At 73.3% G+C, this 15,129-nt stretch carries 12 protein-coding genes; 10 read left to right on the forward strand and 2 right to left on the reverse strand.

All coding sequences use genetic code 11. The annotated features are described in order from the left end of the window. The first annotated feature begins 165 nt into the window (after positions 1-165). The 5 genes from ACL02U_RS15040 to ACL02U_RS15060 all read left to right on the forward strand — a co-directional run bounded on the left by ACL02U_RS15040 (position 166) and on the right by ACL02U_RS15060 (position 5,663). The gene (locus tag ACL02U_RS15040) at positions 166-405 is read left to right on the forward strand and encodes a hypothetical protein (protein WP_412791309.1); all 240 of its coding nucleotides are present in this window, start codon (positions 166-168) and stop codon (positions 403-405) included. Positions 406-468: 63 nt separating this feature from the next. Beyond that, positions 469-1,812 (forward strand): NYN domain-containing protein, encoded by a 1,344-nt coding sequence (locus ACL02U_RS15045; protein WP_412791310.1) that lies wholly within the window; start codon positions 469-471, stop codon positions 1,810-1,812. A gap of 242 nt (positions 1,813-2,054) precedes the next feature. After that, positions 2,055-3,086 carry an NlpC/P60 family protein gene (locus tag ACL02U_RS15050; protein WP_412791336.1) on the forward strand — a complete coding sequence of 344 codons (1,032 nt, stop codon included), beginning with the start codon at positions 2,055-2,057 and terminating at the stop codon, positions 3,084-3,086. Positions 3,087-3,348: 262 nt separating this feature from the next. Next, positions 3,349-4,371 carry an NlpC/P60 family protein gene (locus tag ACL02U_RS15055; RefSeq protein ID WP_412791311.1) on the forward strand — a complete coding sequence of 341 codons (1,023 nt, stop codon included), beginning with the start codon at positions 3,349-3,351 and terminating at the stop codon, positions 4,369-4,371. A 101-nt stretch (positions 4,372-4,472) separates the two neighbouring features. Then, positions 4,473-5,663, forward strand: a complete 1,191-nt coding sequence (locus tag ACL02U_RS15060) for a hypothetical protein (protein WP_412791312.1) — start codon at positions 4,473-4,475, stop codon at positions 5,661-5,663. Between the two features lie 131 nt (positions 5,664-5,794). Here the strand turns inward: ACL02U_RS15060 and ACL02U_RS15065 are convergent, their stop codons facing one another. Then, positions 5,795-6,832, reverse strand: a complete 1,038-nt coding sequence (locus tag ACL02U_RS15065) for a LacI family DNA-binding transcriptional regulator (RefSeq protein ID WP_412791313.1) — start codon at positions 6,830-6,832, stop codon at positions 5,795-5,797. Between the two features lie 140 nt (positions 6,833-6,972). On the opposite strand from ACL02U_RS15065, the gene ACL02U_RS15070 reads away from it, so the two are divergent. The 4 genes from ACL02U_RS15070 to ACL02U_RS15085 are packed head-to-tail and all read left to right on the forward strand — an operon-like array spanning position 6,973 to position 12,444. Beyond that, on the forward strand, positions 6,973-8,274 hold the full coding sequence (locus tag ACL02U_RS15070; protein ID WP_412791314.1) for an ABC transporter substrate-binding protein: 1,302 nt from the start codon (positions 6,973-6,975) through the stop codon (positions 8,272-8,274). A 6-nt stretch (positions 8,275-8,280) separates the two neighbouring features. Beyond that, entirely contained in the window at positions 8,281-9,234 is a 954-nt protein-coding gene (locus tag ACL02U_RS15075; protein WP_412791315.1) for a carbohydrate ABC transporter permease, read from the forward strand. Then, entirely contained in the window at positions 9,231-10,049 is an 819-nt protein-coding gene (locus tag ACL02U_RS15080; RefSeq protein WP_412791316.1) for a carbohydrate ABC transporter permease, read from the forward strand. The genes ACL02U_RS15075 and ACL02U_RS15080 overlap by 4 nt, the downstream gene beginning before the upstream one ends. 7 nt (positions 10,050-10,056) lie before the next feature. After that, positions 10,057-12,444 (forward strand): glycoside hydrolase family 3 N-terminal domain-containing protein, encoded by a 2,388-nt coding sequence (locus tag ACL02U_RS15085; protein WP_412791317.1) that lies wholly within the window; start codon positions 10,057-10,059, stop codon positions 12,442-12,444. Between the two features lie 107 nt (positions 12,445-12,551). Here the strand turns inward: ACL02U_RS15085 and ACL02U_RS15090 are convergent, their stop codons facing one another. Continuing rightward, a complete protein-coding gene (locus ACL02U_RS15090) occupies positions 12,552-13,787 on the reverse strand; it encodes a glycosyltransferase 87 family protein (protein WP_412791318.1) in 1,236 nt (411 codons plus the stop codon). A 116-nt stretch (positions 13,788-13,903) separates the two neighbouring features. Here ACL02U_RS15090 and ACL02U_RS15095 point away from each other — a divergent pair, with 116 nt between their 5' ends. Next, the gene (locus ACL02U_RS15095; protein ID WP_412791319.1) at positions 13,904-15,046 is read left to right on the forward strand and encodes a glycosyltransferase family 4 protein; all 1,143 of its coding nucleotides are present in this window, start codon (positions 13,904-13,906) and stop codon (positions 15,044-15,046) included. Positions 15,047-15,129 lie beyond the last annotated feature (83 nt).

Consider the following 15,129-nt stretch of genomic DNA (forward strand, 5'->3'; position numbering starts at 1 on the left):
TTACAGAGCATGGCGTAACGGGACGCACCGGGCCGGGCCGCCTCGCCGTCATGGACGGATGGGCGGCGGGTTGCCGCCAGGCCGTAGGGTTACGAGCCACATGCGCGGGCATGGCCCGGGCATCCCCGACACTGGAACTGACACCGGAAGGAAAGTGGACAGTCGATGACGGTTCCCCTGCCGACCGCCACGACGCGGTGGCGCTGCACCCTCTGCGGCAATCTCACCCGCTTCGACGTGACCCGCTCGTCGAAGGTCGTCGAGTACGTCCACCTCGACCTGGCCGGTGAGCCGAAGGTCGAGGAGCGCGAGGTGCTCAGTGAGACCATCGAGTCGGTGCGCTGCCGCTGGTGCAACGCCGTGGACCAGGTGGAGCTGGTGGACAGGCCCAGCACGGACTCCTGACCGGAGCGGACCGGCGCGGACGAGCGCCGCGCGGGATCGGGCACGACAGTGATGAGGTGACGGATGGTGGAGAGCGCGGGCGGGGAGCCGGACGACGGCGCCGCTGAGGTGCTCGACCGTCCGCTGTCCGACGGAGTGCGGCGCCGGATCGTCCAGATCGTCGCGGACGGCTTCGGCGACCTGACCCTCGGCGAACTGCCCACCCAGCTCAGGCAGTACGCCCGGTTCACACCCAGCCGGCGGGCCAAGTTCGCCGGCAACGCCATGGCCGCCGCCGTGGAGACCGACGCGGTGTTCCGGCAGCGCATCGGGGAGCGGTTCAGACAGGCCCAGCCGGAACTCGCCGGCGCCGTGGACTCCGGCTCGCCGCCTCCGGCCGCGGATCCGCTCGACGTGGCGGCCGCCGCCTACATGCTGCGGCCCGCGGGCTGGGTCAAGCTGGTGGCCGCGGCCGGTGAGGAGGCCCAGCGGGCCGACGCCGAACGCGTCGAGGAGGAGGCCCGCGCCGAGCTGGAGCGGCTGCGCGAGCAGTTGGACCGGGCCCGCGACCAGACCCGGACCGAGACCGAGCACCTGCGCCAGGAACTGGACGCGGCCAGGAAGGAAGCGGAATCGCTTCAGCGCAAGCTGCGCGCCGCGCACAGCGACATCAAGCGCGGCGAGGCGGCGCTACGCAAGCAGCGGGCGGAGACGGAGGCCGCACGCGCCGAGGGGCAGGCGCAGGTGTCCGCCGCCGAGAGCGAGTCCCGCCGGCTCAGGGCGCGCCTCGGCGAGGCGGAGGCCGCCCTGGAGGCCACCCGCAGGGCGGCGCGCGAGGGACGCAGTGTCGAGGACATGCGGGTCCGGCTGCTGCTGGACACCCTGCTGGACGCCACCCAGGGCCTGCGCCGGGAGCTGGCGCTGCCGCCGGTCTCGGTGCGGCCCGCGGAGACCGTGGACGCCGTCGAGCCGGGTCGGATGACCCCGAAGGACATCGCCGCGCGGGCGCTGTCCGAGCACGACCCGGCCATCCTGGACCAGTTGCTGGCGCTGCCGCAGGCGCACCTGGTCGTCGACGGGTACAACGTCACCAAGACCGGCTATCCGCAGATGCCGCTGGAGAAGCAGCGGCTCCGGCTGCTCGGCCAGCTCTCCCAGCTGGCCGCGCAGACCGGCGCCGAGGTCACCTGCGTCTTCGACGGCGCCGAGCTGGCCGCGCCGGTGCTGCTCGCGCCGCCGCGCGGGGTGCGGGTGCTGTTCTCCAAGCCGGGGGTGACCGCGGACGAGCTGATCCGGCAGCTCGTGAGGGCCGAGCCGCCCGGCAGGCCCGTCATCGTCGCCTCCACCGACCGGGAGGTGGCCGACGGGGTGGCCCGGGCCGGCGCGCGACCGGTGGCGTCCGCGGTGCTGCTGAAGCGGCTTTCCTGACCCTTGCGGTCACTGGTCCCGTTACGCCCGCAATCGCAATGTACGGGCGTAACGCCCGAATTGGAATGGTCCGTGCGCAACGTAGCGTCAGCCGGACGTCACGGCAGGTGAGTTGCGGTGGGCAAATGCGTTCGATCATCGAGATTTTTCCCGCGAGGATTTGAACTGATCACAACTGGGTCACTAGGGTCTGGCGTCGAACCTCCGAACGGGTGATCACTCAGAAGAAGGAGTTCACCTCCGTGGCGTCCCACCGTCGACCCAAGCAGCCGAGTCGCGCCCGCGTGACCGTGCTGACCACCGCAGCCGCCGCTGCCGTCGCCCTCAGCGCGAACGCCGCCAACGCCGCGCCCAGCGAGAAGCCGAGCAAGGACGAGGTCAAGGCGAAGGTCGACAAGCTCTACGAGGAGGCCGAGCAGGCCACCGAGAAGTACGACGGGGCCAAGGAGAAGCAGGAGAAGCTCCAGAAGGAGATCTCCACCATCCAGGACAACGTGGCGCGCGGCCAGCAGGACCTCAACGAGCTGCGCGACTCCATGGGCCTGGCCGCCGCCGCGCAGTACCGCACCGGCACCCTCGACCCCTCCGTCCAGCTGTTCCTGTCCTCCGACCCGGACACGTACCTGGACAAGGCGTCCACCATGGACCAGCTCAGCGCCCAGCAGGTCGCGGCGCTGAAGAAGATCCAGGAGAAGCAGCGCGAACTCGCCCAGGAGCGCTCCGAGGCCTCCGAGAAGCTCAAGGACCTCGCCGCCACCCGCACCGAGCTCGGCAAGAAGAAGCAGGAAGTCCAGGCCAAGCTGGCCGAGGCGCAGAAACTGCTCAACACGCTGACCGCGCAGGAGAAGGCCGCACTCGCCGCCGAGCAGGCCCGTGCCAGTCGCGACAGCGGGCGCACCGCGCTCGGCCCGACCAGTGCCGCCTCCGGCCGCGCCGGCGCCGCCTACTCCTGGGCGCAGAGCCAGATCGGCAAGCCCTACGTGTACGGCGCCGACGGCCCCAGCTCCTACGACTGCTCCGGCCTGACCATGCAGGCCTACGCGCACGCCGGCATCTCCATACCGCGCACCTCGCAGGCGCAGGCCAACGCCGGCACCCGGATCTACTCGAAGAGCCAGCTCAAGGTCGGCGACCTGGTCATCTTCTACAGCGACTACCACCACGTCGCCCTGTACGCGGGCAACGGTCAGGTGCTGCACGCCCCGCGCACCGGCACGGTCGTGCGCTACGAGTCGATCGGCAACATGCCGTTCCAGTTCGGCGTCCGCATCTGACGCCCCGCCGACCCCCTCAAGACCAACACGCCGTACCGCCCGAACGGGCGAATCGCGGCGACCGGGACTGACCCCGCGCCCCGCCGATGACCTGCGTCAGCGGCGGGGCGTCACCGTGCGTGCCCGCGGCGGTCGTTGGCCGCCGCCCCGTCCCGGGGCTACTGTCTGCCGCGTTTCCCCCCACGGCCGGGGCGCATCCCCCCGCGCCCCGGCCCGGGGAGGGAACACGTCCTGACCGCCAGCGGAAGGAGTGCGGCTTCCCGTGGGCTCTCATCGCCGCAGTGCAGCATCGGGGTTCGACAAAGGCGCCTGCGCCGCCCTGGCGGTGCTCTCCGCCGCGACCGCGGCGCTCGCCGCCGTTCCGTCCACCCCGGCCGCCGCCGCGCCGCAGGACGGCACCCGCGCCGAGGTGGACCGCCTCTACGAGGAGGCCGAACGCGCCACCGAGGCCTACGACGCGGCCGACGAGCGCGCCGACACGCTGCGCCGAGCCGCCGCCCTCGCCCAGGACCGGGTCGCCCGCCAGCAGCAGCGCGTCAACTCCATGCGGGAGGAACTGGGTTCGCTGGCCGGCGCCGAGTACCGGTCCGGCGGCGTGGACCCCTCGCTCGCCCTGCTGTTCGCCGACGACCCCGCCGACTACCTCGACAAGGCCGCCGTCCTGGACCGGATCGGCGACCGGCAGGCCGGCCGGCTGCGGGACCTGCAGAACGCCCTGCGCGCCCTCGCCCAGGAGCGTGCGGAGACCCGCCGCACACTGCGCGAGCTGGAGTCGAGCCGAACGGCCGTCGCCCGGCACAAGCGCGCGGTGGAGGACAAACTCGCCCGCGCCCGGCGGCTGCTGAACTCGCTGCCGCCCGCGGAACGCGGCGACCACCGGCGGGCCTCCCGCTCCGCCCGCCCCGAACTGCCCGACCTCGGCGGCGGGGTGCCCGCCTCCGGCCGGGCCGCCGCCGCCGTCGCCGCCGCCCGCTCCGCGCTCGGCAGGCCCTACGTGTGGGGCGCCAACGGGCCCTCCGGCTTCGACTGCTCGGGCCTGATGCAGTGGTCCTACGCCAGGGCCGGGGTGCACCTGCCGCGCACCTCCCAGGCCCAGCGGTACGCCGGCAGGCAGGTCCCGCTCTCCCAGGCCCGACCCGGTGACCTCGTCGTCTACCGCTCGGACGCCAGCCACGTGGCCATGTACATGGGCCACGGGCAGGTCATCCACGCCCCCTACCCCGGCGCGCCGGTCCGCTACGACCCGGTCCGCATGATGCCGGTCTCCTCGGTGACCCGCGTCTGACCGGGGCCCCGGACGCCCCGTGTCCGGCGGCCCGGGACGGGGCGGGGCGGGCCGACCCGGCCACCTCCCGGGGCCGCCCGGTGCACCGTACGATCGGGAAGGTGGCTGGTCGGAGGCGGGCGTCGAGAATCCCGGTGCTGGGGCTCTGCCTGCTGCTCGTCGCCCTGGTGGCGTGCGGGGGAAGGTCCCCGGCGGACACCGAGCGGGCACGGGTGCAGCACCTGCTCGACCGGCGCGCGGCGGCCGTCCTCGCCCACGACGCGGCCGCGTACGGCCGGACCGGCACCCGGGACGGGTTCGCCGGACTGCGCCGGGTACCGCTGGCCGGCTGGTCCTACCGGGTCACCGCCGTCCACCGGTCCGGCGGCACCGCCACCGCCGACGCCGACCTGCGCTACCGGCTCCGCGGCTACGACACCGCCCCCGTCACCGCCTCCCGCACCCTGCGCCTGACCCGGACGGCCGGCGGCGGCTGGTACGTGGCCGCCGACCTGCCCGCGCCCGGTTCCGGGCAGCAGCTCTGGGACCAGGGAGCGGTGGACGTGGTCCGCGGCAGCCACAGCATCGTCCTGGGCGTCGGCCAGCCGGCGGCCACCCTGCGCTCCTACGCCGCTCTGGCGGACCGGGCCGTGCCGGCGGTGACCCGGGCGTGGGGCGCCGACTGGCCCCGGCACGTGGTGGTGCTCGTGCCGAAGGCGCTGGAGGGCATGGCCGGGCTGCTCGGCTCGCCCGCCTCCGCCTACCGCGGGATCGCCGCGGTGACCACGGGGGAGACGGGCGGCACCGGGAGGACGCCCGCGGACCGGATCATCGTCAACCCGGACGCCTACCGCACGCTCGGTCCGCTGGGACGGCAGGTGGTGCTCACCCACGAGACCACGCACGTGGCCACCCGCCGTGCCACCGACGGGGCCACCCCGCTGTGGCTGTCCGAGGGATACGCCGACTGGATCGGCTACCGCGGCAGCGGGCGCACCCCGGCCGAGGCCGCGCCCGAACTCCAGCGCGCCGTCGCCGACGGCGACGTGCCGGCGCGGCTGCCCGGCGACGAGGACTTCGGCTTCTCCGGCGACGCGACCCGGCTGGCGCAGGCCTACGAGGGCGGCTGGCTGGCCTGCCGGCTGATCGCCGAGCGGTGGGGGGAGGAGCGGCTGGGCGCGTTCTACCGTGCCGTGGGCGCACACGAGAAGCGGGCGGGTGCGGAGGCGGACGCGATGGCCGAGGTGCTCGGCACGACCCCGCGGGAGTTCACCGCGCTGTGGCAGCGGTACCTGCGGAGCGAGCTGGGCTGAGGGGCCGCTTCCGGCGCCGGGAACGGCCCGCCGGAGCCGCCCGCGGACCCGCCCGGAGAAGCACGGTCCGGCGGGGCGGGCCTCCCGTGGCCCCGGGGCCCCTGGCCCCGCGGCCCGGCCCCCCGGCTCCGTCAGCCCGCCTGGGCGGGGGCGGGCGCGGCGGTGCTCTGGCGGACCACCAGCCGGGTGGCGAGCTCCATCCGCAGGGCGGGCCGGCTCGCCTCCTGCGGGCGCAGCAGCATCCGGGCCGCCTCCTCGGCCATCTGCCGCAGCGGCTGGCGCACGGTGGTCAGCGGGGGTGAGGACCACTGGGCCGGCGGGACGTCGTCGTAGCCCACCACCGACAGGTCCTCGGGGACGCTGAGCCCCAGGCGGCGGGCCGCCTCCAGCACGCCCAGCGCCTGCAGGTCGCTGCCGGCGAAGACGGCCGTCGGACGGTCGGGGCCCTGGAGCAGTTCCAGGGCGTGGGTGAAGCCCCCGTCGACGTGGAAGTCGCCGTAGCGGATGTGCTTGGGGTCGGGCTCCAGTCCGGCCATGGCCAGCGCGGACCGGTAGCCGTCGAGCCTGGCCAGCGAGCACATCAGGTCGGCGGGGCCGGTGATGATGGCGATGCGCTCGTGGCCGTGGTCGATCAGGTGCCGGGTGGCGGCCACGCCGCCGGCCCAGTTCGCCGAGCCCACCGACGGCACGTCCGCCTCGGGGTCGCCGGCCGGATCGACGATGACGAACGGGATGGCGCGCGAGCGCAGCTGCCTGCGGACGTGGTCCGGCAGCGCGGAGAAGACCAGCACCACGCCCCGCGGCCGGCGCCGCAGCACCCCGTCGAGCCATTCGCGGCCCGGTGCGTGCCGGGTGCCGCTCTCCGTGACGACCACGCTGATCCGGTGCTGCTGCGCGACGTTCTCCACGCCGCGGATCAGCTCCATCGCCCAGACGCTCTCCAGCTCGTGGAAGACGAGTTCGATGAGCGGCGCGTGCGCGGTGGCGGCGGCCCGTCGCCGGTAGCCGTGCTCCTCCAGCAGGTGCTCGACCTTGCTGCGGGTGGTGGGCGAGACGTCCGAACGTCCGTTGAGGACCTTCGAAACTGTCGAGAGGGACACCCCGGCGCGCGTGGCCACCTCGGCAAGCGTCACTCGACCGGCCATCTCAGGCTCGTCCTTGTCATGCATGGGCGCAGCATACGGCACCACCGGTAACGGTTCGATCGCGACGGTGTCCCTCCGTTGACCCTGTGACATGGCTCGTTTAATGTCCCCGCAACAGCAATTTTCGTACGTGACATCGAAACTTTCGGAAGGGGTGGGGCGCGATGCGGACACGCGTGCGGTTCTCCCGCGTACTCGCGACCGGCGTGACCCTGGCTGTGGCGCTGTCCCTCTCGGCCTGCGGGGGCAACAGCGCGTCCTCGGGCGGAGACGGCAAGATCCACGTCCTCGTCTACGGCGACGCGACCAACAAGGTCGAGAAGCAGATCGTTGCGGAGTTCAACAAGACCTCGAAGGTCAAGGCGGTCCTGGACACCATCCCCGGTGCCGACTACCAGCAGAAGCTTCAGACGATCATCAACACGCCCCAGGCCCCGGACGTCTTCTTCAACTGGGGCGGCGGCAGCATCAAGCCGTTCGTCGACGCCGGACTGCTCCTGCCGCTGGACGACTTCATCAAGGACGACCCGAAGCTGAAGTCCTCGTTCCTGCCGTCCGTCTTCAACTCCGCGGTCATCGGCGGCAAGGCGTACGGCGTTCCGATGCGCGGCACCCAGCCGGTGCTGCTCTTCCAGAACAAGAAGGCCCTGGCCGACGCGGGCGTCCAGGCCCCCAGGACCTGGGCCGAACTACTGGACACGGTCAAGAAGCTCAAAGCGAAGGGCGTCACCCCGATCGCCCTGGGCGGCGGCGACCAGTGGCCGACCCTGATGTGGTTCGAGTACGTCTACGACCGCGTCGCCGGCCCGGACCTGTTCCAGAAGGCACTCAACGGCGACAAGGACGCCTGGGCCGGCGCGGACAGCAGGAAGGCGCTCGGCATGCTGCGGGAACTCGTCGACGCGGGCGCCTTCGGCACCAACTTCGACTCGGTGAAGTTCACCGACCAGGGCTCCCCGACGCTGCTCGCCCGCGGCAAGGCCGCCTTCGAACTGATGGGCTCCTGGGAGTACTCCACCATCCAGGACTTCGACAAGGACTTCGCCGAGAAGAACCTCGGCTACAGCTCCTTCCCGACCATAGCGGGCGGCAAGGGCGACCCGGCGGACGTCGTCGGCAACACCAACAACTTCTACTCGGTGCTGAAGAAGACCAAGCACCCCGAGGCCGTCGCCGAGTTCCTGAAGCTGATGTACTCCGACTCCTTCGTCAAGCAGCAGCTCGCCATCGGCAACCTGCCGACCACGACCAACACCGAGCAGTTCCTGGACACCGCGGCCAGCCCGGACTACTCGCGCTTCCAGTTCGACCTGGTGAAGAAGGCCCCCAGCTTCCAGCTCTCGTGGGACCAGGCCTACCCGCCGTCCGCCGGCACCCCGATGCACCAGGCCGTGCAGCAGTTCTTCAACGGCCAGTTGGACGTGGACGGCTTCGTCAAGGCCATGCAGGCCCTCCCGACCGTCTGACACGCCATGACCACGCACACGACACGCGCGACCGCGCGACCCGTCGCGACCGGCCGGACCGGCCGGCCGCGCGGGTCGCGGGCCGCCCACGTGGGCCGCCCGGGCTTCGCCTGGGCGGTCCCCGCCACCGTCTTCTTCACCCTGTTCGCCCTCGCCCCGCTCGTGATGGTCGCCGTGCTGTCGTTCATGAGCTGGAACGGGCTCGGATCCCCCGAGTTCGTCGGACTGGACAACTGGAAGCGGGTCTTCGACGACCCGGTCATGCTCAAGAGCATCTGGCTCACCCTGCTGCTCACCGGACTCGGTGTGGCCGTCCAGACCCCGCTGAGCATCCTGCTGGGCGTGTGGGCCGCGGGAGAGCAGCGCAACCGCGCGGTGCTCTCCGCCGTCTACTTCGTCCCGCTGCTGCTGTCCTCCACCGCCGTGTCGGTCCTGTGGCGGGCGCTGCTCGACCCGAACTTCGGCATCCCCTCCCAGGCGACCTGGCTGTTCGGCGACGGCAACCTGTTCGGCAAGCAGGCCACCGCCATCGGCGTCCTCGCCTTCGTCAGCACCTGGCAGTTCACCCCGCTGCACACCCTGATCTACCAGGGCTCCGCACGCGCCATCCCGCAGGTGCTCTACCAGGCCGCGGAGATCGACGGCGCCGGCCGGATCCGGCAGTTCGTGCACATCACGCTGCCGCAGCTGCGGAACTCGATCATCACCTCGATGATCCTCATGGTGGTCGGCGGACTCACCACCTTCGAGACGGTGCTCATCCTCACCCAGGGCGGGCCCGGCACCGACACCACCATCAGCGCCTACTACATGTACCAGAAGGCCTTCAAGAGCTTCGACTTCGGCGCCGGCTCCGCCATCGCGCTGGTGCTCGTGCTCGCGGCCACCGTCATCTCGCTCGTCGTCGTGCGCCTGTCCGGCTACGACAAGATGCGCGGCACCATGGAGGGGATGTCATGAGGCGCCGCCCCAACTACGTCGCCGGCGCGGCCTCCCTCGCCTGGCTGTTCATCATCGGCCTGCCGCTGTACGTGCTGCTCACCGCGACCGTGCAGAGCCGGTCCGACTACGCCCGGGGCGGCCCGCTGTCCCTGCCGAGGGGCTTCACCCTCGACAACTACACCAGCGCCTTCGACGGCGGCTTCGGCCAGTACTTCCTCAACACCGTCGTCGTCACGCTCGCCGTGGTCGGCATCGTGGTGGTACTGGTGCCGCCGCTCGCCTACTCCATCGTGCGCAGCCGCTCCAGGGTCACCTCCCTGGTCTTCCGGCTGTTCCTGCTGGGCCTTGCGATCCCCGTGCAGGCCGTGATCGTGCCGATGTTCTTCCTGATCAGCAAGGCCGGACTGTACGACAACCTGATCGGCGTGATCCTGCCGACCGCGGCCTTCTGCCTGCCCGTCTCCGCACTGGTGCTGAGCGGCGCCATGCGCGACATCTCGCCGGAACTGTTCGAGGCCATGGCCATGGACGGGGCCACCCCGCGCCGGATGTTCTTCCAGCTCGTGGTGCCGCTGTCCAAGGGCGGCATCTCCACGATCGTGGTGTTCTCCGCGCTCCAGGCCTGGAACGGCTTCCTCTTCCCGCTCGTCCTCACCCAGTCCGACTCCACCAAGGTCGTCACGCTGGGCCTGTACAACTTCCAAACCGAGCACGGCATCAACATCCCCGGCCTACTGGCCGCGGTGGTGCTGTCCATGGTGCCCGTCCTGCTCGTCTACCTGTTCGCCCGCCGCGCCCTGGTACAGGGGCTCATGGGCGTCGGAGGAAAGTGACCGCCTCGTGGCAGTTGAGACAACCCCCGTCAACCCCGCCCGCCCCGCCGACCCCGGCACCCCCGCCGTCCCCGTCTGGAACGACCCGTCCCAGGACACCGGCACCCGCGTCACGGCCCTGATCGAGGCGATGACGACCGAGGAGAAGATCGCCCAGCTCTTCGGGATCTGGGTCGGCGCCTCCGACGAGGGCGGCGAAGTCGCCCCGCACCAGCACGACATGGAGGAGCCGGTCGACCTCGAGACCCTGCTGCCCGCCGGGCTCGGCCAGCTCACCCGGCCCTTCGGCACGGTCCCCGTCGACCCGGCACTCGGTGCCCTGTCCCTGCTGCGCACCCAGCGGCGCATCGTCGCCGCCAACCGGTTCGGCATCCCGGCCGTCGCCCACGAGGAGTGCCTGGCCGGCTTCGCCGCCTGGGGAGCCACCGCCTACCCCGTCCCGCTGTCCTGGGGCGCCACCTTCAACCCGGGCCTGGTCCGCCGGATGGCCGCCGCGATCGGCCGCGACATGCGCGCGGTCGGCATCCACCAGGGCCTCGCCCCCGTCCTGGACGTGGTGCGCGACGCCCGCTGGGGCCGGGTCGAGGAGACCATCGGCGAGGACCCCTACCTGGTCGGCACCGTCGGCACCGCCTACGTGCAGGGCCTGGAGTCCGCCGGGATCGTCGCCACCCTCAAGCACTTCGCCGGCTACTCCGCCTCCCGCGCCGGACGCAACCTCGCCCCGGTGTCCATGGGCACCCGCGAACGGGCCGACGTGCTGCTCCCGCCGTTCGAGATGGCCCTGCGCGAGGGCGGCGCCCGCTCCGTCATGCACGCCTACACCGACACCGACGGCATCCCCTCCGCCGCCGACGAGGACCTGCTCACCGGACTGCTCCGGGACACCTGGGGCTTCACCGGCACCGTCGTCGCCGACTACTTCGGGATCGCCTTCCTCAAGACCCTGCACGGTGTCGTGGCCGACTTCACCGAAGCCGCGGCCACCGCCCTGCGCGCCGGCGTCGACGTGGAACTGCCCAACGTCAAGACCTTCGGCCCGGCACTGGCCGAGGCCGTCGACGACGGCACGGTCCCCGCCGGACTCATCGACCGCGCACTGCGCCGCGTCCTCACCCAGAAGGCGGAACTCGGACTGCTCGACGCCGGCTACGACCCCGTTCCGGCCGCCCTGCGCGACGCCGCCGCCGACGACGATCCGCAGGCCCTGCGCGGCAGCGTCGACCTCGACTCCCCGGCCAACCGGGAACTCGCCGCCGAGGCCGCCGAGCAGGCGATGATCCTGCTCACCAACAACGGCGTGCTGCCGCTGTCCGCGCCGCGCCGGATCGCGCTGGTCGGCCCCCAGGCCGACCGGCCGACCTCGGTCCTCGGCTGCTACTCGTTCCCCCTGCACGTGGGCGTCCACCACCCCGACACCCCCGTGGGCATAGGCCTGCCCACGCTGCGGGAGGCACTGGTCCGCGAGTTCCCGCACGCGGAGATCGTCACCGTGCGGGGCGCGGACGTCGACGGCGACGACACGTCCGGGTTCGCCGAGGCGGTCCGGGCCGCCCGGGACGCCGACGTGGTGATCGCCGCCCTCGGCGACCGCGCCGGACTCTTCGGCCGCGGCACCAGCGGCGAGGGCTGCGACGCCGACTCGCTGGCCCTGCCCGGCGTCCAGCAGGCCCTCCTCGACCGGCTGCTCGACACCGGCACCCCGCTGGTGGTGGCGCTGCTCGCCGGACGGCCGTACACGCTCGGCCGGGCGGTACCGGAGGCCGACGCGATCGTGCAGTCCTTCCTCCCCGGCGCCGAGGGCACCGGCGCCCTCGCCGGGGTGCTCGGCGGCCGGGTCAACCCCTCCGGCCGACTGCCCGTCAGCGTGCCCGCGGGACCGGGCGTCCAGCCCGCCACCTACCTCGCGTCGACGCTCGCCCGAAGGACCGAGGTCTCCGCGATCGACCCCGGCCCGGCCTTCGCCTTCGGCCGGGGCCTGTCCTACACCGCGTTCACCTGGAGCGACCTCGCCGTCGACGGCGAGGAGAGCCCCACGGACGGGGAGTTCACCCTCTCCTTCACCGTCCGCAACAGCGGCGACCGGGAGGGCACCGAGGTCGTGCAGCTCTACCTGCACGACCCGGTGGCCTCGGTGGTGCAGCCCGTGCAGCGGCTCGTCGGCTACCAGCGGGTCCCGCTCCACCCAGGGGAGTCCCGGCGCCTGACGGTGACGGTCCCCGCGGACGTCGCCTCCTTCACCGGCCGCGACGGCCGGCGCGTCGTCGAACCCGGCGCGCTGGAACTCCGACTGTCCGCCGCCAGCGACGACCCGCGGCTCACCGCCCGGGTGCGGCTGACCGGCGAGGCCCGCACCGTGGACCACACCAGGCGGCTGCACGCGCAGTTCCGCTGACGGCACGCCCCTGGCCCCGGCACCGCGCCCCTCCCGCCGCCCGGTGCCGGGGCCGTCCCGCGTCCCGCGCGGCGCGGCACCGGGTCTCTCCGACCCGGCAGCTCCCCTCAGGACGAGGGCGAGGCCTCCCGGGGGCGGTCGGCCCCCGCGGGCGCCCGGTCGGCCGCGGCCGGAGGCACCGTGGAGCGCCACAGCCGCACCGCCGCGACGACCGCGGCGGCGGCCAGCAGGCCGTTGCGGGCGAACAGCAGCGCGACCCCCAGCGGATCGCTCGCCACCACGTCGGCGAACCGGACCGGGAACTCCAGCACCGTCACCCCGCACGCGGCGAGCACCAGCACCGCCGGCCGGCCCATCCGCGTCGTACGGTCGCACAGGCAGACCGCGGCCAGGCCCACCAGCCACACCAGGTACTGCGGACTGATCACCCGGCTGGTCACCGTGAACAGCAGCACCGCCGTGAACGCCGCGTCCACGACGGTGGCCGGCGCCGCGCGCACCGCCCGCACCCGCCACAGCAGCAGCCAGCCCAGGGCGACACCGGTCAGCAGCAGGGCCGCCCGGCTGACCGGGCCGACCCACGGTCCGAGGAACTCCACCGAGCCGTAGTTCAGCAGCACCCGCCCCTGCCAGCCGAAGTGCCGGGCCACGTGGAAGACCAGCGCGCCCAGCGACTCCACCTCGGTGCCCCGGTCCCGCTGGAAGGCCAGGAACGTGAAGGCCCCCGGCATCGTCAGCCGGAACGCCGCCCCCACCAGCGCCGCGGTCACCGCGGCCGCCACCCACGCCGTCCGACGGCGCACCCCCACCAGCAGCAGCACCGGCCACACCTTCAGCATCGCCCCGAAACCGGCCAGCGCGCCCAGCACCCGAGGCCGCCGGGCGCCCGCCAGCAGCGCGGCCACCGCGACGGCGGTCACCATCACGTCGTAGCGGGCGTACACCGTCGGACCCAGCAGCGGCACGCCCGCCACCCAGAACCGGGCGCCGCGCAGCGTGCGGCCGGGGCGGGTGCCCGCGCGGGCCAGCAGGCCCAGCACCACCAGGTCGGCGAGGCAGGCGAGGAGGAAGAACGCCTGCGGGTAGTCGAGGAACGGCAGTACCGCCGGGGACAGGATCGCCAGCGCGGCGGCCGGCGGGTACTGCCAGGTCACGTCCTGGTGCGGGAACGCCCCGGTGCGCAGCACCTCGTACCAGCCCTGGTAGATCACCGACACGTCGCTGGTGACGTCCGGGCCGGGGAACACGACGACCTTGAGGACGAAGAGCAGCAGCAGCGAGCGCGTCGCACCCCAGGCGCCCAGCAGCCGCAGCAGCGACCGCCGCGCGTCCCTCGTCTCCACCAGATCCCCTGCCGTCCGACCTCGGCCCCCGCCCCACCATGATGTCCCACCGGGCGGTCCGGGAGCCGTCGACGGCGCCGCGGCGGCAGGCGCCGGGTTCGGTAGGGTCGGCGGCGATGCACAGGACCCTCATCGTGACCAACGACTTCCCGCCCCGTCCCGGCGGCATCCAGGCGTTCCTGCACAACATGGCGCTGCGCCTGGACCCCGACCGCCTGGTCGTCTACGCCTCCACCTGGAAGCGGGGCCGGGAGGGCGCCGAGGCCACCGCCGCCTTCGACGCCGAGCAGCCGTTCACCGTCGTACGCGACCCCACGACGATGCTGCTGCCGACGCCCGGCGCGACCCGGCGGGCGGTCGGGCTGCTTCGGGAGCACGACTGCCGCGCGGTGTGGTTCGGCGCGGCGGCCCCGCTCGGGCTGATGGCGCCCGCCCTGCGCCGGGCCGGAGCCGAACGCATCGTGGCCACCACCCACGGGCACGAGGCCGGCTGGGCCCAGCTGCCCGCCGCGCGACAGCTCCTGCGGCGCGTCGGGGACACCACGGACACCCTCACCTACCTCGGCGAGTACACCCGGAAGCGGATCTCCGCCGCCCTCACCCCGGACGCGGCCGCCCGGATGGTGCAGCTTCCGCCGGGCGTCGACGAGAAGACCTTCCACCCGGCCTCCGGAGGCGACGAGGTGCGCGCCCGCCTCGGACTGACCGACCGGCCGGTCGTGGTCTGCGTGTCCCGGCTGGTGCGGCGCAAGGGGCAGGACACCCTGATCCGCGCCCTGCCGCGGATCCTGGCCGCCGAGCCCGACACCGTCCTGCTGATCGTCGGCGGCGGACCGTACGAGCAGGAGCTGCGCCGGCTCGCCCGGGACACCGGCGTCGCCGCCTCCGTCCACTTCACCGGCGCCGTGCCCTGGTCCGAACTGCCCGCCCACTACGGCGCCGGGGACGTGTTCGCCATGCCCTGCCGGACCCGGCGCGGCGGGCTCGACGTCGAGGGCCTCGGCATCGTCTACCTGGAGGCCTCCGCGACCGGCCTGCCCGTGGTCGCCGGCGACTCCGGCGGCGCCCCGGACGCCGTCCTCGACGGCGAGACCGGCTGGGTGGTCCGCGGCGACTCCGCCGAGGAGACCGCCGAACGCGTCGTGGCCCTGCTCGGCGACGCCGAGCTGCGCAGGCGCATGGGGGAGCGGGGCCGGGCCTGGGTCGAGCAGAAATGGCGCTGGGACCTGCTGGCAGACCACCTCAGGGCGCTGCTGTAGGGCTCGCCGCGGGCGGCTCCGGCGGGGGTGTAGGCGCGCGCTCGGCACCGGTTGTCCGGGCGGGCGCCCCCGTCCCGGTGGTC

Source organism: Streptomyces sp. MS06 (genome assembly GCF_047200655.1).
Taxonomy (GTDB): Bacteria; Actinomycetota; Actinomycetes; order Streptomycetales; family Streptomycetaceae; genus Streptomyces.

What these genes read in the sequence shown, in the direction of transcription:
- ACL02U_RS15045 (WP_412791310.1), top strand. Translation starts at nt 469, where the DNA reads ATGGTGGAGAGCGCGGGCGGGGAGCCGGACGACGGCGCCGCTGAGGTG.
- ACL02U_RS15070 (WP_412791314.1), top strand. Translation starts at nt 6,973, where the DNA reads ATGCGGACACGCGTGCGGTTCTCCCGCGTACTCGCGACCGGCGTGACC.
- ACL02U_RS15095 (WP_412791319.1), top strand. Translation starts at nt 13,904, where the DNA reads ATGCACAGGACCCTCATCGTGACCAACGACTTCCCGCCCCGTCCCGGC.
- ACL02U_RS15080 (WP_412791316.1), top strand. Translation starts at nt 9,231, where the DNA reads ATGAGGCGCCGCCCCAACTACGTCGCCGGCGCGGCCTCCCTCGCCTGG.
- ACL02U_RS15040 (WP_412791309.1), top strand. Translation starts at nt 166, where the DNA reads ATGACGGTTCCCCTGCCGACCGCCACGACGCGGTGGCGCTGCACCCTC.
- ACL02U_RS15065 (WP_412791313.1), bottom strand. Translation starts at nt 6,832, where the DNA reads ATGCATGACAAGGACGAGCCTGAGATGGCCGGTCGAGTGACGCTTGCC.
- ACL02U_RS15075 (WP_412791315.1), top strand. Translation starts at nt 8,281, where the DNA reads ATGACCACGCACACGACACGCGCGACCGCGCGACCCGTCGCGACCGGC.